The sequence below is a fragment of the Ralstonia flatus genome (assembly GCF_958439105.1).
In the GTDB taxonomy this organism is placed as follows: domain Bacteria; phylum Pseudomonadota; class Gammaproteobacteria; order Burkholderiales; family Burkholderiaceae; genus Ralstonia; species Ralstonia flatus.
Window position 1 is genome coordinate 559,736 of sequence record NZ_CAUDLI010000001.1, and the last position, 22,726, is coordinate 582,461.

The 22,726-nt window shown below is 66.3% G+C and carries 14 protein-coding genes; 11 read left to right on the top strand and 3 right to left on the bottom strand.

What is annotated here, in order from left to right:
- Window positions 1–86 precede the first annotated feature (86 nt).
- The 4 genes from recN (at window position 87) to R2676_RS02725 (ending at window position 6,508) form a co-directional block, all read left to right on the top strand.
- Window positions 87–1,793, top strand: coding sequence for a DNA repair protein RecN (gene recN / locus R2676_RS02710; RefSeq protein ID WP_206274250.1), 1,707 nt, complete (start codon window positions 87–89; stop codon window positions 1,791–1,793).
- A 102-nt stretch (window positions 1,794–1,895) separates the two neighbouring features.
- Window positions 1,896–2,342, top strand: a complete 447-nt coding sequence (locus R2676_RS02715; protein WP_206274329.1) for a hypothetical protein — start codon at window positions 1,896–1,898, stop codon at window positions 2,340–2,342.
- Window positions 2,343–2,601: 259 nt separating this feature from the next.
- A complete protein-coding gene (gene mprA / locus R2676_RS02720; RefSeq protein ID WP_206274251.1) occupies window positions 2,602–4,242 on the top strand; it encodes an MprA protease, GlyGly-CTERM protein-sorting domain-containing form in 1,641 nt (546 codons plus the stop codon).
- Between the two features lie 223 nt (window positions 4,243–4,465).
- Window positions 4,466–6,508, top strand: coding sequence for a S8 family serine peptidase (locus tag R2676_RS02725; RefSeq protein WP_316856625.1), 2,043 nt, complete (start codon window positions 4,466–4,468; stop codon window positions 6,506–6,508).
- Between the two features lie 100 nt (window positions 6,509–6,608).
- Here R2676_RS02725 and rrtA read toward each other — a convergent pair whose 3' ends face one another.
- Window positions 6,609–7,229, bottom strand: a complete 621-nt coding sequence (gene rrtA, locus R2676_RS02730) for a rhombosortase (RefSeq protein ID WP_206274253.1) — start codon at window positions 7,227–7,229, stop codon at window positions 6,609–6,611.
- Entirely contained in the window at window positions 7,226–10,069 is a 2,844-nt protein-coding gene (gene glnE, locus R2676_RS02735) for a bifunctional [glutamate--ammonia ligase]-adenylyl-L-tyrosine phosphorylase/[glutamate--ammonia-ligase] adenylyltransferase (RefSeq protein WP_206274254.1), read from the bottom strand. The genes rrtA and glnE overlap by 4 nt, the downstream gene beginning before the upstream one ends.
- A 176-nt stretch (window positions 10,070–10,245) precedes the next feature.
- Between glnE and R2676_RS02740 the strand changes: the two genes are divergently transcribed.
- From R2676_RS02740 to R2676_RS02760, 5 genes are all read left to right on the top strand, one after another.
- Complete coding sequence (locus R2676_RS02740) at window positions 10,246–14,535, top strand: YhdP family protein (RefSeq protein WP_206274255.1); 4,290 nt, start codon at window positions 10,246–10,248, stop codon at window positions 14,533–14,535.
- 5 nt (window positions 14,536–14,540) lie between these two features.
- Window positions 14,541–15,410, top strand: coding sequence for a carbon-nitrogen hydrolase family protein (locus tag R2676_RS02745; RefSeq protein ID WP_206274256.1), 870 nt, complete (start codon window positions 14,541–14,543; stop codon window positions 15,408–15,410).
- A 30-nt stretch (window positions 15,411–15,440) separates the two neighbouring features.
- Window positions 15,441–16,904 carry a metalloprotease TldD gene (gene tldD, locus R2676_RS02750; protein ID WP_024974813.1) on the top strand — a complete coding sequence of 488 codons (1,464 nt, stop codon included), beginning with the start codon at window positions 15,441–15,443 and terminating at the stop codon, window positions 16,902–16,904.
- Between the two features lie 391 nt (window positions 16,905–17,295).
- Window positions 17,296–18,375 (top strand): 3-deoxy-7-phosphoheptulonate synthase AroG, encoded by a 1,080-nt coding sequence (aroG, locus tag R2676_RS02755; protein WP_004631640.1) that lies wholly within the window; start codon window positions 17,296–17,298, stop codon window positions 18,373–18,375.
- A 170-nt stretch (window positions 18,376–18,545) separates the two neighbouring features.
- A complete protein-coding gene (locus R2676_RS02760) occupies window positions 18,546–19,448 on the top strand; it encodes a mechanosensitive ion channel family protein (RefSeq protein WP_102066753.1) in 903 nt (300 codons plus the stop codon).
- Between the two features lie 84 nt (window positions 19,449–19,532).
- Here R2676_RS02760 and R2676_RS02765 read toward each other — a convergent pair whose 3' ends face one another.
- The gene (locus tag R2676_RS02765) at window positions 19,533–20,090 is read right to left on the bottom strand and encodes a cob(I)yrinic acid a,c-diamide adenosyltransferase (protein ID WP_062737928.1); all 558 of its coding nucleotides are present in this window, start codon (window positions 20,088–20,090) and stop codon (window positions 19,533–19,535) included.
- Between the two features lie 121 nt (window positions 20,091–20,211).
- Between R2676_RS02765 and R2676_RS02770 the strand changes: the two genes are divergently transcribed.
- On the top strand, window positions 20,212–21,630 hold the full coding sequence (locus R2676_RS02770) for an FAD-binding oxidoreductase (RefSeq protein ID WP_206274257.1): 1,419 nt from the start codon (window positions 20,212–20,214) through the stop codon (window positions 21,628–21,630).
- Window positions 21,630–22,520, top strand: coding sequence for a LysR substrate-binding domain-containing protein (locus R2676_RS02775; RefSeq protein ID WP_045787641.1), 891 nt, complete (start codon window positions 21,630–21,632; stop codon window positions 22,518–22,520). The genes R2676_RS02770 and R2676_RS02775 overlap by 1 nt, the downstream gene beginning before the upstream one ends.
- Window positions 22,521–22,726 lie beyond the last annotated feature (206 nt).

Genomic DNA, 22,726 nt, shown 5'->3' on the forward strand with positions numbered 1-22,726 from the left:
GTGTACGGCTGCGCTTCTCGCTTCAACCTCGGGCCGCTCGCTACGAATCATGAGCAGGTTCTAAAAACTTTTCGCTCACCGTTTCCATGCTGCGCAGCCTCACCATCCGCGATTTCGTCATCGTTCACGCGCTGGATCTCGATCTGGCCGACGGCTTTACCGTATTCACGGGCGAAACCGGCGCGGGCAAATCCATCCTGATCGATGCACTTGCCCTGACGCTGGGCGAGCGCGCCGATGCGGCCGTCGTCCGCGAAGGGGCGCCGCGCGCCGACATCACCGCCGAGTTTGACGTGCATCCGCACGTGGCCGCATGGCTCGAAGCGCATGAACTGCACGACGACGAAGGGGTCATCCTGCTGCGCCGCACGGTCGATGCCGCCGGCCGCAGCAAGGCCTTCATCAACGGGGCGGCCGTCACGCTGGCGCAACTGCGCGAAGTGGGTGAGCATCTGGTCGACATCCACGGCCAGCACGCGCATCAATTGCTGCTCAAGACGGACGCGCAGCGCAGCCTGCTCGATGCCCACGCGGGCCTGGAAGGCGCCGTGCGCGTGGTCGGCGAGCGCTACCGCGAGTGGCACGCCGTGGTGCGCGCACGCGAAGCTGCCGAGCAGCAGTCGCGCGAAGCCCAGCTCGAACGCGAGCGCATCGAATGGCAGGTCAACGAATTGCAGAAGCTTGGCCCCCAACCCGGCGAGTGGGAAGAGATACAGGCCGAGCATCACCGCCTGTCGCACGCGGCCAGCCTGATCGAAGGCACCCGCGCGGCGCTGGACGGTTTGTCCGAATCCGAAGGCGCGGTGCTCACGCAACTGGGCGCGACGCTCCATACGCTGCGCGAACTGGCCGAGATCGACCCCGCGCTTGCCGATGTGCTGGCCGCGCTCGAGCCGGCCGAAGTGCAGATCCAGGAAGCCGTGCACACGCTCGCGCGCTATGCCGACCGCGCGGAGCTGGATCCGGATCGGCTGGCCGAAGTCGATGCGCGCATGCAGGCGCTGCACACCATGGCGCGCAAATACCGCGTCGCCCCCGAAACGCTGCCTGCCGAACTGGCTGAACGCCAGGCACAACTGGCGGCGCTGCAAGCCGAGTCCGACCTTGACGCACTGCAGGCTCAGGAAGCGCAAACCCACGCTGCCTATATGACGGTGGCGCAATCGCTGTCGCGCGACCGCGCCAAGGCCGCACGCGAGCTGGCCGATGCCGTGACCGGCGCCATGCAAGGCCTGTCGATGGCCGGCGGGCGCTTCGACATCGCGCTGCACGCGCTGGACCAAGGCGGCGCGGCGGGGCTGGAACAGGTCGAATTCCTCGTGGCCGGGCATGCGGGTGTTTCGCCGCGGCCGTTGGCGAAGGTCGCCTCGGGCGGCGAGCTGGCGCGCATCAGCCTGGCCATCTCGGTGATTGCCAGCGAGGCCAGCCCGACGCCCACGCTGATCTTCGACGAAGTGGATTCCGGCATCGGCGGTGCGGTGGCGGAGGTCGTGGGACGACGCCTGCGCGAACTCGGCATGCGCCGCCAGGTGCTGTGCGTCACGCACCTGCCCCAAGTAGCCGCGCTGGCCAATCACCACATTCAGGTCGCCAAGCAAACGGTGGCCGGCAGCACGCGTTCCGACCTCGTGGTGCTGGACGCCACGGGCCGCGTCGACGAAATCGCCCGCATGCTGGGCGGCGCGTCGCTGACCGACACCACGCGCCGCCATGCGGACGAAATGCTCGCTGCCGGCCGCGCGCAATCGGCGCCGGAAACCTCCACGCGGAAATCCCGCCGCGTGGCGCAGTGATCGCCTATACCGGAACCATGGCTGCCGTCGTTGGCACGCAGGTTCCGGCCGCACCCGACGCAAACGTCGTCTACCGAATCCAAGGAGAACTTCATGGCCCGCATGATCCAATCGGCCGCCCGCCCCCGATCGCTGTTGTCGTCTGCCAAACCTGCGCTGGCGGTGGCTCTTGGGTTGTGCCTGCTGGCCGCATGCAAGTCCGTGCCGGCCATTGATCCCGGCAAGCCGCCTGCCATGGACCCTGCATCGACCAACACCCAGCCGCCGGCTTCGGTGTCGGCCGCACACAGCGTGGGCGACGTCATCATCGGGCTGAACACGCCGACCACGTCATCGACCACCGTGCAGGGTCTGTTGGATGCTGCTGGCGCGCGCGCAACACCGCGACTGGCCTTTGCGGTGGTACGCCCGATGTCTGGTGGATTCTGGTTGGTGCGCGCCACCTCGGGCGATGCATCGGCCACGCTGGACGGCGCGGTGACCGCGTTGCGCAACACGCCAGGCGTTGCTTCGGCCGATCCGGATCGCGTCGTGAAGATCCAACGCTGAACCCCGCAACACCGCTCCACACTGTGAATCATCGGGTGCCGCGTGGCGCCCGATTTCCGGTTCCTCGTCGCAGCCGGGTCCGTATTCTGCTGCGATGGCGGCGCACTGGCAGGCCTTTCGCCACGTAAACGTCATCGGCATTTGTCACCACACCGGGCGGACGAGTCGCGTGCTACCTTTGTTTTTGTGTAACGGTCTGTCAACGATCACATCCTGACGACGTTTCTCATCACAACGAGACACCACGGAGCCCGCGCTGATGACCCCCTCCCTCTTCCGGTTGAAGTCTTGGCGCCGCGCAGGCGCCAGCCTTGCCTGTCTTGCCTGGATGGTGGGCGGCCAAGTCGCCACAGCGGCCGCAGCAGCCGCGCCGCAACCGCAGTACACCGGTGACCTGATCATCAAATGGCGCGACGACACGAGCGGCACGCGCAAGACGCTTTCGGCCAGCGAGGCAAACAACCGCTTGCTGTCGGTGGCGCAAGCTGCGGGCAGCACGCTGCAGGTCAAGCGCACGCTGGCGACGAACGCGCAGCTCCTGCACACCGGCCTGACCGATGCCGCCAGCATCCAGGCGACCGTCAACAAGATCGCGCAGGACGCCCGCGTGGCCTATGTGGTACCCGATCGCATCCTGCGGCCCAACACCGTTCCGAACGACCCGCTATTCGCTACACAAAACAATCTGGCCGCGCCGTCGCTAGTGCCGGGCGGCATCAACGCGGCTGCGGCTTGGAACATCACGCAGGGCTCGACGAGCATCGTGGTGGCGGTGGTCGATACCGGCTACACGGATCACCCCGACCTGTCGAGCAAGATCCTGCCGGGCTACAACTTCATTTCGGACCCGGCGCGCGCGGGTAATTCCTTCGGCCGGGGAACGGATGCGCATGACCTTGGCGACGGCGTGACCAGCACGCAATGGCAGAACATTCCGGGCTGCACCAGCAATGACGTCGGCAACAGCAGCTGGCACGGCACCGAGGTCAGCAGCGTGCTCGCCGCGCAGACGAACAACGGGCTCTATATCGCAGGGGTAGGCTGGAACACGCCGATCGTGCCGGTCCGCGTGTCGGGCAAGTGCGGCGCGCTGCTGTCGGACACCGTGGACGGCATGCTGTGGGCAGGCGGCATCAACGTGTCTGGCGTGTCGGCCAACGCCAATCCGGCGCGTGTGGTGAACGTGAGCCTGGGCAGCACCACGCAGTGCTCTGCGGCAGAACAGGACGCGGTGAACCAGTTGGCCGCACGCGGCGCCATCGTGGTGGCCGCCGCCGGCAATGAAGCCGCGCAAACCGTTGACGCACCGGCCAATTGCACGGGCGCGATCGCCGTCACCGCGCACGTCGACAGCGGCGAGAACGCCAGCTACGCGAACGTGGGTCCGCAGGTGGCACTGTCCGCGCCTGGCGGTGGCTGCGGCAACTCGCAGGCCACCACCGCCGGCTGCTCGGGCACGACGTCGGTCATCCAGGCCGACTCCAACGACGGTACGCAGAGTGTCGGCAACCCCACGGTCAAGTCGGTCGCGGGGACAAGTTTTTCGACGCCGGAAACAGCCGGCACCATCGCGCTGATGTTGAGCGTGCAGCCACAGTTGTCGAACGCGCAGGTGCTCGCCGGGCTGAAGCAGACTGCGCGACCGCATCCGGGCGGCACGTTTTGCGCTGTGAACACAGGCGTCTGCGGCGCGGGCCTGCTGGACGCCGCCGGTGCTGTCAGTTATGCGCAGAACACGGCGCCGGCAGGCGCGGGCAGCGGCACGGGGTCGGGCGGATCAACCGGGGGGACTACCAGCAGTGGTGGTGGCGGAGGTGGTGGGGCCGTGCCGCTGATCGGGGCTGCGTTGCTGTTGGCGCTGGGGCTGGCCAGCCGCAAACGACGTCCGCTTTCGCGTTGAGACCATCATACGGTGCACGAAACCGCCTCCCTGCGAGGCGGTTTTTTTATGGCTTAACACAATGTGCGTGGCCTTTCAGTGGGGGTTGCCCGGCCATAGCTGCCCAGGCTCGCGATACTAGGGTTTCTACTTAAACCCAACGAACATTCGCGACATGGAAATCCTTTAGGAAAATGCCTCGGCAAATTTCGCAATCCTCACAAAAACAATCGAGGCGATTCGCATGAAGACAGGGGTCTCAGGGGGTGTGGCTCGCGCGCTGGTGGCGCTCGGGCTGTTGTCGTATCACGCAATGCCGGCGCTGGCAGTGGGCAAAACCACCACGCCGGCACCGCACTTGCAGTGGGTGACGCAGCTCATCGTTAAAGAGAAAAACAGCAGCCTGAAGACGCAATCGGTTGCGCCGGGAACCCCAATTGCGCGCGCTGACGTTGCGGAGGTGCAACGTTGGTCGGTCGCGGCGCAATTGCCGGTGATGTACAAGCGCGCCATGTCGGGCGGTGCCCACGTGGTCACCCTGCCTAACGGGATGTCGCTGGCCGATGCCCAAACGGTTGCGCAGCGGATGGAAGCCAGTGGCCAGTTCGAGTATGTGTCGCCCGACCGCATCATGCGTCCGGCTGCCGTGCCCAACGATCCGAAGTTCACTCAGCAATGGAGCCTGTGGCCGAGCACCGTGGTTGCAAACGGCCCTCCGACCCCATCTGCAGGTGGCGCCAATATCACCACCGCTTGGGATAGCACCAAGGGGGCGCCCTCGGTCAATGTGGCTGTCATCGACACGGGCCTGCTGACCAATCACGAGGATTTCGTGGGCGCGAATATCCGCCCGGGTTACGACTTCATCAGCAGCGACGCGTACCACGGCACACCCGACCCCGCCACCAACAAAACGGTGCCGTTGGGCTTTGTCGAGAACGACCCGCTGGACACACCCGCCGGCCGCGACACTAACCCGTCTGATCCGGGTGACTGGGTGTCGGCACAAGACACCACCAACTACCCCAGCTACTGCGGCACCGCAGGGACTCACAGAGACAGTAGTTGGCACGGCACCTTCGTCACGGGCCAGATCGTCGCGCAGCACAACTCGGTCGGCGTCGCGGGCATTGCGCCCAACGTGACGATCCAGATGGCTCGCGCGCTGGGCAAATGCGGCGGCACCACATCGGACATCATTGACGCTCTGGCCTGGGTCACTGGCGCCAGCGGCGTCCCCGGTGCCGGCGGCACTGCCTTGACCGTGAATTCGCCGATGGCGCAGGTGGTCAACATGAGCCTGGGCGGCGCGGGCGCGTGCTCCTCGGCGGAACAGGCCGTCATTACCGCCGCCCGCAAACGAGGCGCCACCATCGTGGTGGCAACCGGCAACGACGGCGCACCGTTCATTGGTTCACCAGCCAACTGCAACGGCGTGATTGCCGTGACGGCCCACACGATCGACGGCGACAACGCGTTCTACGCCAACGTCGGTACCGGCACGACGATCAGCGCACCGGGCGGCGGCTCGGGTCAGGTCGTCACAGGCACCGGCGACAAGATCGTCTCGCTGTCCAACGCCAGCTTGACCACCCCGGACACGGGCACCAGCTACTACACCACCGAGATGGGCACCTCGATGGCGACGCCGCACGTGGCTGGGGTTGCGGCCCTGTTGCTGTCCCACAAGCCAACGCTGAGCGTGGACGACATCAAGGCGATCCTGACGCAATCGGCACGCGCGTTCCCGGCCGGTACGTTCTGCGCGCAGAATCCGGGCGCTTGCGGAGCCGGCATGCTGGATGCCGGCGCGGCCATCGCGCTGTCGGTCGGCACCCCGACGGTCACCGTGTCGAGTTCGGCCAGCACGGTTGTAGCCAATAACGCAGTCACGCTGACGGCCGTGATCGGCGCGGGTTTTGGTAACACGCTGTCTGGCGGTGGCGTCCAGTGGGCACAGACTGCCGGCCCCGGTGTGAACCCCACTACCGCAGGACCGGACAGCAACGGCAACTACACCGCCACCTTCACGCCCAGCGCCGCCGGCACCTACAGCTTCACGGTGACAGTGACGAACAATCTGGGCGGCACGGCTTCGGCGTCGACTTCCGTCACCGCAACGGCGCCGCCGACGACCACGCCTGGCACGGGCACGCTGCCCTTCAGCGGCGGCACCAGCGGCACCGGCCCGCTGAACCAGAGCGGTGGCGGTGGCGCCCTTCCCCTGGGACTGGCGGCCCTGCTATTCATCAGCGGTGTGCTGACCTCCCGCCGTCGCAAGGGCTGATCGAGCACTCTCGCGATCGTCTCAACGCAAAAAACGGACACCCTGGCCCCGCCAGCGTGTCCGTTTTTCTTCATGCATCGGCACGTGACTTCGCTGCCGATCAGTGTGGGGTCTGCCTGCTCCCTTGCGCGCGCCACTCCCACAGCACCCAAATCAGCAATCCGCTCACCGCACCAAACGCATGCGCAATGCGTACCACGCCAAACCCCCAGTGCGGGTCAAAGGCGATGGGCGACAGCCACGATTGCTCCAGCCACACCTTCACCAGCACGCCCACGCACAGCGCCACGCCAATCCAGCGTGAGAAGCGATCCTCGGCATCGCTCACAGACGGCTTCAGCAGCCGCAGCCCGCCCCATGCCGCCAGGCCATGGAGCGCACCGGACAGCCCGCCGTACCACTGCACCGCCGGCTGATTGAGCAGCGCCACCTGCACGAGCACCCCGCACACCACCAACGCTCCAACAATGACCTGCGGCCGCACCACGCGCGCGAGCAGCAAGATGAGCCCTGCCGCCGCCATCGCATCGGCCAACCAATGCCACGTGTCCAGATGCACCCACATGGCGGTCACGATGCGCCACCACTGCCCTGCGCGCACAGCGTCGCGTTGATACAGCCCGACCGCGTACAGCCACGGCACGAACGAGAAAGCGGCTGCCAGCGCAGCCACACCAACGCACGCGCTCCACGTGTGCAACGTGTGCCGCTGTGCCGTCATTGCTCGGGCCCGAACACCTGCGTCCAGAGCGCACGCACGTGGGCGGCCTCGTGCGCGCAGGTATCAACCGGAACGCGCGCGGCCGAGTGCCCATCGAGCCGCAACTTGTGCTGGCGCGCGCGGAAATCACGGTAGGCATCGGCCACTTGCGCGGCCGCCGTCGCATCGATCAGGCCCAACTCGCCGGCCATGTGCAGCAGTGCGATGTTGCCCTTGTTGCGGGTCAGCTCGGCGTGCGCAGCGCTATGCAAAAGCACCAGGAATTGCACCGTGAATTCGATATCGACCATGCCGCCGCGGTCGTGCTTGAGATCAAACAGCCCAGTCGGATTCGCATGGCCTTCCGCCACGCGCTCGCGCATCGCCACGATCTCGTCGCGCAGCGGGCCGCGTTCGCGCTGCTGGCGCAACACGGCCGTACGCAGTGCCTCAAAGCGCTCGCCGATTTCCGCATCGCCCGCGCAGAAGCGTGCCCGCGTGAGCGCCTGGTGCTCCCACACCCACGCAGCGTTGTCGCCCTCGCGCATCTGATAGCGGCGGAAGGCCTCGAAGTGCGTGACCATCAGACCTGCCGCACCGTTCGGCCGCAAGCGCGTATCAACGTCGAACAGCGTGCCGGCGGCGGTATGGCTGGTCAGCCACGTAATGAGCTTGCGTGCGAATGACGCGTACACGTCCGGCGCGCGCTCGTCATCGTCGTCGTAGAGGAAGATGATGTCGAGGTCCGACGCATAGCCGAGTTCCTTGCCGCCCAGCCGCCCGTAGGCAACCACGGCAAAGCGCGGCACCTCCCGGTGGCGCGTGGCGACCTGCTTCCAGACCGTTTCCAGCGTGAGGTCCAGCATGGCGTCGGCCAGGTCCGAAAGCCGGTCGCTGATGTGCTCGACACTCAGCATGCCCTGCAGGTCCTGCAGCAGCACGCGGAAGGTTTCCGCATGGTGCTCCTGGCGCAGGATGTCCATCTGCATCTCGACATGGTCGGACGCAGCCTCCAGGCGTTCCCGCACGCGTGCCCTGAACGCCGGCCAGTCGGGCTCGGCTGACAGCGCCTCCACGTCGAGCAGCTCATCGAGCAGTTGCGGATGGCGCGTGAGGTAGTCCGCCGCCCAGCGCGATGCGTGCAGCGTGTGGGCCACGCGCTCCATGGCCTGCGGGTATTCGCTCAGCAGCGAGAGATACGAGGATCGCCGGCTGATCGCATCAAAGAAATCGAGAAAGCGCGCGATGGTGACATCGGCATCGGTCTGCCGCGAAGCCTGGTCCAGCGCGCGGTTGATCAGCAAGTCGAAACGCTGGCGGCTGACTTCGGACAACGCGCGGTAACGCGGCGAATTGCGCGTCGCACGCAGGCGCTCCAGCACGCTCTCCGGATTTGCATAGCCAAGTTCAGCGAGTTGTGCGCGCGCGGTTTCCGTGTGCTCGTCGTCGAGCAGATCGGCGTGCCAGACGGCGGCGCACGGCGGCTGGCTGTCCTGCTTGTCGGAGAAGGTCTGCTCGAAATGCTGGGCGACTTCGTCCTGATACGCCTCGAGCTTGGTGACGAGCGCCGCGTAGTCGTCAAAGCCCATCATGCGCGCCACGCCCAGCTGATCTTCGGGCGAGCCCGGCAGGTTGTGCGTCTGCGCATCTTCGATGTACTGCAGGCGATGTTCCAGCTGGCGCAGGAAGCGGTAGGCCTCGGTCAGGCGCGCCACGGCTTCGGCGTCGATCAGGCCGCGCTCGGACGCCGCCCGAAGCACTTCCAGCGTGGGCCGCACACGCAGGCCGAAGTCCTGCCCGCCGCGAATGAGCTGAAACACCTGCGCCACGAATTCGATCTCGCGAATGCCGCCGCGCCCGAGCTTGATGTTGGGCGAGCGCGCCTGCAGGTGGCCCTCGCCGTCGCGCTGCTGATTGGCACCGTTGCTGCGCTTGGCCGCTTCGCTGCGGATCTGCGCATGCAGCGCGCGAATGGCCGAGATCACGCCGTAATCGAGATAGCGCCGGAACACGAACGGCCCCGTCACGCGCTCCAACTGCTGAATCACGCGGCCGGCATACGGGCTGGTCGGGTCGGTGATGACGCGGCCCTTGATCCAGGCGTAGCGCTCCCACTCCCGGCCCTGCACGACGAAGTACTCCTCCAGCATGCCCAGGCTGCAGGCGAGCGGCCCCGCATCGCCGTTTGGGCGCAGGCGCATGTCGACGCGGAAGACGTAGCCGTCCTCCGTCACATCGGCCAGCGCGTTGATCAGCCGCCGGCCAAGCTTCGTGAAATATTCATGATTGGAGAGCGGGCGCGGGCCACCCTGGGTGTCGCCGTCGTCGTCGTAGAGAAAGATCAGGTCGATGTCTGACGAGACGTTCAACTCGCGCCCGCCCAGCTTGCCCATGCCGACCACCACCAGCTCCTGCACCTCGCCGGTGGATTGCCCGATCGGCTTGCCGTGCAGTGCGCTCAGCTCCTGGCCGATCACGGAAATGGCTGTGCGCACGGCAAACTCGGCCAAGTCGGTCATCGTGCCCGTGACCTCATCGAGCGTCGCGGCGCCGGACAAATCGCGCTCGACCAGTACGCCGAACACTTCATTGCGCAGCAGGCGCAACGCCCGCTTGAGCGCGACCTCGACCTCCACGGCCTTCGTGTCGAACAACTCGGCAAAGCGCGCCGACAGCCACGCCGCGTCAACCGGACGGTCGGCGCTGGCCTGCACGCGCTCGGCCCAACCTTGGCGCGCTTGCGCCTGGCGCTGGAGGTATCGGGAATACGCCAGCGCAAAGGGCAGTGCAGGCGCAGGCGTCTCAGGCCGGCGGGCCGGGGCTTTCAGAAATGGCTGGGCGGACAAGGCGGAATCGATCATGCGAACCCATCGGGCATTGGCGGAAGCATCCATTCTCGCTGAAATGCAGGCAAAGCCGGCTAGCGGTCTCCGGCTTCGCGGGCATCGGGTGTGCTTGCCCGTGCTTGCCGCTCAGCAAGCGCGGCGCCCGGCCTCCAAATGTGGCGCCGCCTCCTGAATATCGGATAATCCGCATCATGCCCCGCCCGTCCCAGCCCCCAGAATCGCCGAAGTCCGATGGTGGACACGCCAGCACCCTATCCACACGCGGGGTGAGCCGGCCCTCGGCCTGGGCGCGGTCGGTCCGGCTAGTCAGCCGCATCGGCGCGGGCATCGGGGCTTTTTTCCGCGCCCCGATCTGGCGAAAGCTGTGGCGCGTGCTGTGGAAAACGGCGGTGGCGCTGGCCATTCTGGCCGTCGTGGGCATGCTGGCAGTGCGCTTCATTCTGTGGCCGCGCGCGAGCGTGGCGCGCGAGTGGATGGAGCGCGAGGCGTCCAGCGCACTGCACGCCAAAGTCGAAATCGGCTCGCTCGAAACCTACTGGGAAGGCTGGCACCCGGCCTTCCGCGCCCAGCGCATCGATGCCCACGACACCGCAGGCCGCCGCACCTTCGCGGTACAGGACGTGCAGGCACGGCTGTCCTGGCGCTCACTGCTGCGCGTGCAGATCACCTTTGCCGCGCTGCACGCCAGCCAGGCCGACGTGCTGGTACGGCGCGACCCGCAAGGCGCGCTCTCCGTCGCCGGCATGCCGCTCAACCCCGACGCCGGCGGCGACAGCAATTTCCTCGACCAGCTGCTTTCCCAGGGCAACATCGACTTTCAGCAAGGCGAGGTCCGCTGGCTCGACGAACAGCAGAAACTGCCCGAAGTCGCCCTGGGCAACGTGCGCGTGCAGCTGCGCAGCGGACCGACGCGCCACCGGCTGGAGGCCAGCGGCACATCGCCCACGCTGTTCAGCGGCCCCATCAAGCTGCATGCCGATTTCCGCCACGACCTGCTCGCCCGCCCCGGCGACTGGCACCACTGGCATGGCCAGGCGTCCTGGCAGGTCGATACGCTGCAATTGGCGTCCGTGCAGCGCTACGTGCCCGTGCTGGCCGCGGCCAAAAGCGGCACGCTCACGTCCGATGGTTCGGTGGAGTTTGCGGACGGCGTATTCACGCGCAGTCAGGCACGCCTGACAGGGCAGCAGCTCGATCTGCAGGTCCGCAAGGATCTTGACCCGCTGCAGCTGCGCAGCCTCCAGGCGCTGGCGACCCATCAGCGCAATGCGCGCGGCGAGCACACCTTGCGCGTCGACACGCTGCTCTGGCAACCGTTGAACCTGCCCGCCCAGCCGCCGTCGGTCCCCGCGCTGGCAGGCCCCGGCATCCAGACGCCGGCCAACCCGGCGGGCACGCCGCGCGGCTTGCGCAATGTCACCGTGGGGTGGGCTGTGGACTCGCGCGACGCCCTGCGCAGCCTGCAGGTCAAGGCCACGACACTGGATTTGGCCGACCTGCGCAACATCGCCACCGCGCTGCCGCTGCCCAGCGGCGTGCTGGAACCCCTGCGCACAAAACAACCGTCCGGCCGCATCGACGATCTGGACATCAACTGGCAGCGCGATGTCTCCCGCTGGCGGCCCAATACACCCGCGCCCGTGCACTTCACTGGCCGCGCCACGATGCGCCAGGTGTCGTTCGGCCCTGGCGCGTTGCCTGCGGTGGCGCCGGGCCAGCATCCCGAGCCAGCCGTGCCGGGCGTTGAGAACCTCTCCGGCAACGCCGTCTTCTCCGACGACAAGGGGACGCTGCGCATCGAGTCCAACGACACCGCGCTGCTGCTGCCCGGCACGTTTGCCGACGCCCGCGTGCCGCTGGACCGGCTGCAAGGCACGTTCAGCTGGACGTATCGCAAGCAGGAACTGGTCGTCACGAGCGACAACCTTGCGTTCTCCAACGACGATCTCTCGGCGCGCATCACGGGCAGCTATCGTCACGCGCCAGACACCAGCCACCTCGGCACCATCGACCTGAAGGGCACGCTCGAGCGCGCGAACGTGCCGCGTGTGCCGCGCTATCTGCCGCTATCGATTGGGCAGCATCTGCGCGACTACCTCGGCGGGGCACTGCAGGCCGGCACGGCCAACAATGTGAATTTCGCGTTGGCGGGCGATCTGCACGACTTTCCGTTCCGTCCGCCGCACAAGGGCGTCTTCCGCGTGGAAGTGCCGATCCAGGACGTGACGTACCAATCGGCGCCGGCCGAAGCCGCGCACATCCCGCCCGGCCAGGCGCCGACGCACCCCGGCGGCTGGCCGGCGTTCACCAACATCGATGGCACGGTGACGTTCGATCGCGCATCGCTCGCGTTCAAGGTGGCGCGCGCGAAGGTGATGGGCGTGAATCTGCAGGACGTGAACGGCAGCCTGCCCGACATGGGCGACCACAGCCCGCTGCTCACCATCGAGGGCCGCGGCGACGGGGCTACGCAAAACTTCCTGCAATACATCGAGGCCAGCCCGATCAGCCAGTGGATCGGCCACTTCACCAAGGACGCGCGCGCCCAGGGCAACGCTACGCTGGCGCTCAAGCTGGAACTGCCGCTGCACGAGATGCATTCGACGCGCGCCCAGGGCAGCGTCACGTTCCTGCGCAATGACATCACGCTGGTTCCGCAGGCGCCGCCGCTCACCGATGTGACCGGGGCGCTGACCTTCACGCAAAAGGGCATCGGTTTCGACAACCTGCGCGCACGCTTTGCCGGTGGCGAAATCCGTCCCACGGGCGGCACCGCGCCCGACGGCACGATCCGCATCCAGGTGGCGGGCACCGCTTCCGCGCAAGGGTTGCGCGAGACGACGCCCGAAAACAGCCCCGTGGCCGCCGTCGCCCGCTCGCTGGAGGGCAGCGCACCGTACAGCGCGACCATCAGCGTCAAACAGCATCGACCGCTCATCCAGGTGCAGTCTGATCTGACGCCAATGACGGTGCGTCTGCCGGCACCGCTCAACAAGGCGGCCGGGCAGCCGCTGCCGGTGCGTTTCGAGATGCAGCCGCTGGCGTCCAACAACGCTGTCGACGAAATCGTTCTGCAGGTCGGCAACATCGTCAGCGCGCGCTACGAGCAACGCAACACAGGCAACGGCGTCGAGGTGCTGCGCGGCGGCATCGGCGTACGGCAACCGGTGCCGCAGCCGCAAGAAGGCGTGCAGGCAAATCTGGCGCTCGATCAGTTGGACGTCGACGCCTGGCGCCATGCCTTTGCTGCACCCGCCCCTGACAAGAGCGCCACGCAGATTGCCGCCGAACATGCCGCCAACGCAGCCAATGCGTCCAACGCCTCCAGCAACCACAGCGCATATCTGCCCAGCCGCCTGAACGCCCGCGCACAAACGCTGCGCATCCTGGGCCGCGACTTCAACGCCGTGCGCATCGACGCCACGCGCGACGGTGCCAACTGGCAATCGACCATCGAATCGCGCGAAATTGCCGGCAGCGCGCGCTGGCACGCCGAAAGCGCCGCCGTGCCCTTCGGCGAGCTGACGATGCGGCTGTCGCGCATGAGCATCCCCGACGCCAAGGAAGAGACGGCGCTCACCGAATCGCTGGCCAGCAGCTCGCAGGAAATTCCGTCGCTCGACCTCGTCGCCGACAAGTTCGACCTGCGCGGCAAGGCGCTCGGCAAGCTGGAGATCAAGGCGCGCAGCCAGATCACCGACGGCGCGCCGGTGTGGACGCTGGAAACGCTGAAGATCGAGCAGCCGGCCGCCACGCTCACAGCGCACGGCACGTGGCGCATCCCGCGACGCCTGCGCGGCGGCGGCGATGATCCGGAGCGCCGGACGCTGCTCGACTTCAACCTCGACCTGCGCGACACCGGCGACCTGCTGCAGAAGATGGGCTTCGCCAAGGTGATCGACGGTGCCAAGGGCAAGCTGGAAGGCCGCGTGGTCTGGCGCGGCTCGCCCATGTCGATCGACTACCCGACGCTTAACGGCCGCATGGCGCTGAACCTGGAGCGCGGCCAGTTCCTGCCCGTCGATCCGGGCCTGGCCAAGCTGGCCGGGGTGCTGAGCCTGCAGGGGCTGCTGCATTTTGCGACCGATCTGCGCAGCGCCACCGGGCGCGGCACGCCGTTCGAGAGCGTGGCAGCCACCGGCACCATCGCCAGCGGCATCGCCCACACCGAAGATTTTGCCGTAAAGGGCCCGCAGTTCCAGGTGGCCATGCAGGGCTCGGCCAACATCCTCGATGAAACGCAGGACCTCCGCGTCAAGGTCACGCCCAAGGTGGACGCCACATCGGCCTCGCTGGCGGCGGCGTTCATCAACCCGGCCATCGGGCTGGGTACGCTGGCCGCGCAGCTGGTTCTGGGCGATCAGTTGTCGAAGGCCTTCGTCACGCAATACCACGTGACCGGCAGTTGGGCCGATCCGAAGATCGAAAAAGTGGCCTCCAACGGTAATTCGGGCAGCCAATCGCAAACCTCGGCAAAATAGGCGCCATGACCTCGACCACCGTTGCTCCGGCCCCCGTCGCATCCGGTATGGATGCGCCTTTCGATGCACCTTTTCGCGTCGCCGCCATCCAGACCGTGACGGCCATCGACGTGGACGCCAACCTGGTGCGGGCAGACGCCCTGCTCGCCGAGGCCGCCGCCCAAGGTGCGCAACTCGCACTGCTGCCCGAGTACTTCTGCATGATGGGCCGCAAGGACACCGACAAGGTCGCCATCCGCGAAGCCGACGAAGACGGCCCGATCCAGAGCTTTCTCGCCGATGCCGCGCGCCGCCACAAGCTGTGGCTCGTCGGCGGCACGTTGCCGATGTGGTGCGAAGACGAACAGCGCGTGCGCAATACGTCGCTCGCATTCAACCCGGCCGGATTGCGGGTCGCACGCTACGACAAGATCCACCTGTTCAACTTCGTGCGCGGTGAAGAGCGCTACGACGAAGCTCGCACCATCGAACCCGGCGCCACGCCGGTTGCCTTCGATGCGCCGTGCGGCCGCGTGGGCATGTCGGTGTGCTACGACCTGCGCTTTCCGGAGCTGTACCGGGCGTTGGCGGCACAGGGCAACCTGAACTTGATTCTGATGCCGGCGGCCTTCACTTATGTGACGGGCGCCGCCCACTGGGAAATCCTGCTGCGCGCCCGCGCCATCGAGAACCAGTGTTATGTGCTCGCCGCCGCGCAGGGCGGGCGCCATGAAAACGGCCGCCGCACGTGGGGCCATTCCATGCTGGTCGATCCGTGGGGCGAGATCATTGCCTCCGTGCCCGAGGGCGAAGGCGTCGCCATCGGCGACATGGACCCCGCACGCATCGCCCAAGTGCGCCGGGACCTGCCCGCGCTCAAGCACCGCGTGATGTAAGCCAATCGAATTTTTTTACGAGAACCGATCATGAACGCAGGCGACATCGCCATCCAGAATCTGTCCATCGCGCGCCGCGTGCTGCTCGATCCGTACGGCCTTGATGAAGCGCACCTGCAGCGCGCGCTGGCCGACATCTTCACGCACCGCGTGAACTACGCCGACCTCTACTTCCAGTACACCCGCAACGAGGCATGGAGCCTGGAAGAAGGCATCGTCAAATCCGGCAGCTTCAGCATCGACCAGGGCGTGGGCGTGCGTGCCGTGTCGGGCGACCGCACGGCGTTCGCGTATTCCGACGACATCAGCCTGCCCGCGCTGATGCAGGCCGCCGGTGCCACGCGCACGATCGGCAAAGCCGGCGCCGGCCGCGTGAAGGTCGCCAGCAGCCTGGCCAGCACCCCGGGCAGCCACTCGCTGTATGCACCGAACGACCCGCTCGATTCGATGACGGCCTCCGAAAAGGTTGCCCTGCTCGAGCGGATCGAAAAGCTCGCCCGCGCCAAAGACCCGCGCGTGGTGCAGGTGATGGCCGGCCTGGCCGGTGAATACGACGTGATGCTCGTTGCGCGCAGCGACGGCGTGATCGCCGCCGATGTGCGCCCGCTGGTGCGGATCTCCGTCACCGTCATTGCCGAGCAGAACGGTCGCCGCGAAATGGGCAGCTCCGGCGGCGGCGGCCGCTATGCCTACGGCTACTTCACCGACGAACTGTTGCGCGAATACGTGGACGAGGCGGTCTCTTCCGCGCTCGTCAACCTGGAAGCCAAGCCGGCACCGGCCGGCACGATGACGGTGGTGCTCGGCCCGGGCTGGCCTGGCGTGCTGCTGCACGAGGCCATCGGTCACGGCCTGGAGGGCGACTTCAACCGCAAGGGCTCGTCGGCGTTTTCCGGCCGCATGGGCGAGCGCGTGGCGGCCAAGGGCGTCACCGTGGTGGACGACGGCACGCTGGCCAACCGCCGGGGCTCGCTGAACCTCGACGACGAGGGCAACCCCACGCAGTGCAACACGCTCATCGAAGACGGCATCCTGACCGGCTACATGCAGGACACGCTCAACGCGCGCCTGATGAAGATGCCCGTAACCGGCAACGCGCGCCGCGAGAGCTACGCCGCCCTGCCCATGCCGCGCATGACCAACACCTACATGCTGGGCGGCGACAAAGACCCGCAAGAAATCATCGCCAGCGTCAAGAAGGGCCTGTATGCGGTCAACTTTGGCGGCGGCCAGGTCGACATCACCAACGGCAAGTTCGTGTTCTCGGCCAGCGAGGCCTACCTGATCGAAGATGGCAAGATCACCGCCCCGGTCAAGGGCGCGACACTGGTCGGCAGCGGCCCGGAATCGCTCAAGCACGTGACCATGATCGGCAACGACATGCGCCTCGATTCGGGGATCGGCGTGTGCGGCAAGGAAGGTCAGAGCGTGCCGGTGGGTGTCGGTCAGCCGACCCTGCGCATGGAGAACATGACCGTGGGCGGCACCGCCTGATTGCCCTGAAACCGTCGTTTTGACGCCGCAGGCCCGGAAAATCCGCGCTTGCGGCCCTCAAAAAAAGGGTTTATAAAGACGGTTCGATTGGTGCGGCGCAGTAGGTTCAAGCCAACTGAGCGCCACAATTTTTCCTGCATTGCCTCGTTTTCCTCTCATGTCCTTCGCCAAGTTTTTTTACTTTTACTTTTGGCATCTCGCACCGCTGGCGGAAGGAGAGGGGCGCTTGCAGCAAAAATAAAAGCACCCAGCAGATACCGAAAACCGCCAGCGACCCTGGCGGTTTTTTTTTTCGCCCTGTCACCTGCCCCACCCCGGCACCGACGCGAAACATGATCCGAACACAGTAGACGTTTCCAATAGAACTCAAGACACATCCCCGGAGCTTTCCATGCCGAAGAACACCGACGATTTGCGCATTCGCGAACTGAAAGAGCTGACGCCGCCGTCGCATCTGATCCGCGAATTCCCGTGCAGCGACACCGTGTCCGACCTGATCTACCAGAGCCGGAACGCGATGCACCGCATCCTGCACGGCATGGACGACCGCCTGATCGTCATCATCGGCCCCTGCTCCATCCACGACACCAAGGCAGCGATGGACTACGCCCGCCGCCTGGTCGAGCAGCGCGAGCGCTTCAAGAACGAGCTGGAAATCGTGATGCGCGTGTACTTCGAGAAGCCGCGCACCACGGTCGGCTGGAAGGGTCTGATCAACGACCCGCACATGGACGGCAGCTTCAAGATCAACGACGGCCTGCGCACCGCACGCGAGCTGCTGATGAACATCAACGAGCTGGGCCTGCCCGCCGGCACCGAATACCTCGACGTGATCAGCCCGCAGTACATCGCCGATCTGGTGAGCTGGGGCGCCATCGGCGCGCGCACCACCGAAAGCCAGGTGCACCGCGAGCTGGCGTCCGGCCTGTCGTGCCCGGTCGGTTTCAAGAACGGCACCGACGGCAACGTGAAGATCGCCGTGGACGCCATCAAGGCCGCATCGCAGCCGCACCACTTCCTGTCGGTGACCAAGGGCGGCCACTCGGCCATCGTGTCGACGGCCGGCAACGAGGATTGCCACATCATCCTGCGCGGCGGCAAGGCGCCCAACTATGACGCCGCCAGCGTGCAGGAAGCCTGCGACGCCATCTCCAAGTCGGGCCTCGCCGCGCGCCTGATGATCGACGCCTCGCACGCCAACAGCAGCAAGAAGCACGAGAACCAGATTCCGGTGTGCGAAGACATCGCGCGCCAGATGGCTGCGGGTGACAACCGCATCGTCGGGGTGATGGTGGAATCGCACATCAACGCCGGGCGCCAGGACCACGTGCAAGGCACGCCGGTGTCCGACCTGGCCTACGGCCAGAGCGTGACCGACGCCTGCATCGGCTGGGACGATTCGGTGAAGGTGCTGGAAACGCTGGCCGACGCCGTGCGTAAGCGCCGTCTCGTGCCGGGCAGCGGCAACTGAGACGCCATCCGCGTGATGTGGGAAGGACGCCTGCAGGCGTCCTTTTTCTTTGCGCGCGCATCAACGCGCAGATCTATAACAAATGTGAGCGAAACGTATCAAAGTCACACAAGTGCGTTGCCTTTGACATATCGTAGGAGGGTTCACCTGCCCATCCCGCGGAGGCAACCATGGCAGACAACCTGGCGGACACCGCCGTCAACACCGCAAGCAAGTACCAGGCAATCGTGGCGCAGTACGCCACCGACGTCGGCATGAAGATCCTCGCCGCCATCGTCTTCTGGGTGGTCGGCCGCTGGCTGATCAACCTGGCGGTGCGCATGGTGGAAGGGTCACTGAGTCGACAGAAGGTCGATCCGACCGTGCTGCGGTATGTCGGCTCCATCATCACCGTCACGCTGAATGTGCTGCTGGTGATCGGCATCCTCGGCTATTTCGGCATCCAGACGACGACGTTCGCGGCGCTGATTGCCGCAGCCGGTGTGGCGATCGGCATGGCGTGGTCGGGCCTGCTGTCCAACTTTGCGGCGGGCGCGTTCCTGATCGTGCTGCGGCCGTTCAAGGTGGGCGACTTCGTGACGGCCGGTGGCGTGACGGGCACGATCAAGGAGATCGGCCTGTTTGCCACAACCATCAACACGCCGGACAACGTGGTCACGATTGTCGGCAACGGCAAGATCTTCGCCGACACGATCCAGAACTACACCTCCAACCCGTTCCGCCGCGTCGAGCTGAAGGCGCAACTGGCCGGCAGCGCCGATCACCGCGCCGCCATCGCGCTGCTCAAGGAAAAGGTGGCCGCCATTCCGAACGTGCTGACCGATCCGGCGGTCGATGTTGAGATCCTGGAGTTCAACCTGGTCGGGCCTGTGCTGGCCGTGCGCCCGTACACGCACAACGACAACTACTGGCAGGTCTATTTCGACACCAACCGCACCATCAAGGAAGCGCTGGCCGAAGCCGGCTTCCCGGCGCCGACGCCATCGCAGGCGCTGACCATCACCACGCCGGGGCAATTGGCGGGGCTGGCCGCCGTGGCGCAAAGCACGACGACGCCGACAAGCGTGAACTGATTCAGCGCACCGCAGAAGCAAAAGCAAACGGCCCGGCGAGGCAACGTCACCTCGCCGGGCCGTTTTGTTTGATGCGGACCGCGATTACGCCGGCTTGTGCTCGTCGCGCTTCCAGAGGACGTCCGTGCCGCCGTCTGCGCGATTCAGCACGCGCGCCAGCACGAACAGCAGGTCCGACAGGCGGTTGACGTATTGACGCGGCGCCTCGCCAATGGCCTCCGCGCGGCCGAGTGCGACGATGCTGCGCTCCGCGCGGCGCGCGACGGTGCGGCACACATGCGCCTGTGCCGCCGCGCGGCTGCCGCCGGGCAGGATGAATTCGGCCAGCCGCGGAAGATCGGCGTTGTAATCGGCCAGCCATTGGTCGAGCCGCAGCACGTGCGCGGTCGTCACCATCGTGTAGCCGGGAATGCAGAGTTCGCCACCCAGATCGAACAGGTCGTGCTGGATGGCAGTGAGCGCCGCGCGCACGCCGTCGGGCAGCGATTCCGTCAGCAGCACGCCGATGTGCGAGTTCAACTCGTCGACGTCGCCGATGGCGGCGATGCGCAGACTGTCCTTGGCCGTGCGGCTGCCGTCGCCGAGGCCGGTGGTGCCGTCGTCGCCGGTGCGGGTGGCGATTTTGGATAGGCGGTTGCCCAAGGTGCGTCTCCTGTTGCTGTATTGGCGCGTTGCAAGCCGCCATTATCGCAAGCGGCGTGCAACCCCGGCGTTAGAATGGTCCATTGGCCCGCCGAGAGCCGCACAACCTTGCGAGACCCCCATGAACCACCCGATTCCCCATCCCGGATTGGTGCGCAAGCCGATCCCCCCGGTCATGCTCGACGCGCTGCGTGCCCGCTTCGGCGACCGCGTCTCCACCACCGAAGCCGTGCGCGCCCACCACGGCCGCGATGAATCCGCCTACGACCCGATGCTGCCCGACGCCGTCGTCTTCGCGCAGACCACCGAGGAAGTCGCTGCCGTCGCCAAGCTGTGCTTCGAGCACGAGATTCCGCTGATCCCGTATGGCGCCGGCTCGTCGCTCGAAGGCCATCTGCTGGCGGTGGCTGGCGGCGTGAGCCTCGATCTCTCGCAGATGAACCACGTGCTGTCGGTGCACCCGGAAGACCTGACGGTGACGGTCGAACCGGGCGTCACGCGCAAGCAGCTCAATACCGAGATTCGCGATACCGGTTTGTTCTTCCCGATCGATCCGGGCGCGGATGCGTCCGTCGGCGGCATGTGTGCGACGCGCGCGTCCGGCACGAACGCCGTGCGCTACGGCACGATGCGCGAGAACGTGCTGAACCTGACGGTCGTCACGGCAGACGGCCGCATCATCAAGACGGCCAACCGGGCGCGCAAATCGTCGGCGGGGTATGACCTGACGCGGCTCTTCATCGGCAGCGAGGGGACGCTCGGCATCATCACCGAGATCACGCTGAAGCTGTATCCGCAGCCGGAAGCCGTGTCCGCGGCGGTGTGCGCCTTCCCGAGCATGGGCGATGCGGTGTCGGCCGTGATCGACACCATCCAGATGGGCGTGCAGATTGCGCGCGTGGAGTTTGTCGATGCGCTGGCCATCCGGGCGATCAACCAATACGACAAGCTGACGCTGCCCGAGATGCCGACGCTGTTCTTCGAGTTTCACGGCTCGGAGCATGGCGTGCAGGAGCAGGCCGAGACCGTCCAGCAGATCGCCGCTGAACATCAAGGCCAGGGCTTCGAATGGGCGACACGCCCCGAAGACCGCAGCCGCCTGTGGAACGCCCGACACAACGCGTATTTCGCGTTCCTGCAACTCAAGCCGGGCTGTCGCGCCGTCACCACCGACGTGTGCGTGCCGATCTCGCGCCTGGCCGAGTGCGTGGTGGAAACGGAAAAGGACCTGCTCGCCAGCGCGCTGCAACTGCCCGCCCCCATCGTCGGCCACGTGGGCGACGGCAACTTCCACGTCGCGCTGCTGATCGACCCGAACAAGCCGGAAGAACTGGAAGAAGCCGAGCGCATCAACCAGCGCATCGTCGCGCGGGCGATTGCCATGGACGGCACCTGCACGGGCGAACATGGCGTGGGCCTGCACAAGATGGACTTCCTCATCGCCGAACACGGCAACGATGCGATCGACCTGATGCGCAGCGTCAAGCAGGCGCTGGACCCGAAGCACATCCTCAACCCCGGCAAGATCTTCCACCTGTAATGGCCTCCGTCTTCAAGCGCGTTCCTCCGCTGCACCTGCTGATTGCCTTTGAAGCGGGCGCACGCCATGCGAGCTTCGCGCGCGCGGCCGAGGAGCTGTCCGTTACGCCCAGCGCGGTCTCGCACCGCATCAAGAACCTCGAAGAGCTGTGGGGCGAAGACCTGTTCGTGCGCACCGGCACGGCATTGCGGCTCACCGCCGCCGGCACGCGCTACCTGCGCAGCGTGCAGGACGCGCTCAAGAGCCTGCATGAGCTGGCCCGCCCGGAATTCAGCAAGCAGCGCGCGCGGCTGCGTGTGGCAATCCCGCCCACGTTCGGGCGTCAGCACCTGGTGCCGCGCATTCCGGAGTTCAACGCGCTGTATCCGCACATCGACGTGGAGCTGCACCTCGCCATCCCGTTCCTCGACGTGAAGGCCGAAGACACCGACGTCGAGATCCGCTACGGCACCGGCCGCTACCCCGACCTGAAGACCACGCTCCTGCTCAACGAGCCGGTGTTTCCCGCATGCGGGCGCGGCTACTTCGAGCAGATCAGCGGCAGCACCATCACCGAGGCATCGCAACTGCTGAACCTCACGCTGCTGCGCAGCCCGCTGGAGCCGTGGCGCCCGTGGTTCGAGGCAGCGGGGCTCGATGCGCCGGAGCCTGCCACGGGTTCGCTCTTCAACGACATCGGGCTGATGCTCGAAGCCGTCGCCTCCAACCAGGGCGTGGCGCTGGTGCGGCAGGCGATGGCGCGCAACTGGCTGGCCTCGGGGCAGATCGTGCGGCTGCTGGACATCGAATCGACGTCGCCACATGCTTATTACATCGTGCAGCGCGAGCAGGCACCGATGAAGCCCGAGGCGCAGCATTTTGTGGACTGGTTGCTCGGGCTGGATTGGTAAGCCGTCGGCCGCCAGCTGTGGGCAGTGGAGGCGCGTCGCCGGGCCTCAAACCACCGGATTCGAAACTTTTAGTATCGACCTTGACGGTCGGAACCCCAGCGTTGATGAAAAAAGCAGCAACGTCGGAGCAAAAAGCGTCATGGGTCGACCCTCTGAGCCTCGAAGTCGACGTTCCGAACGTCATCGTTGCTGTTTTTTTCATCAAC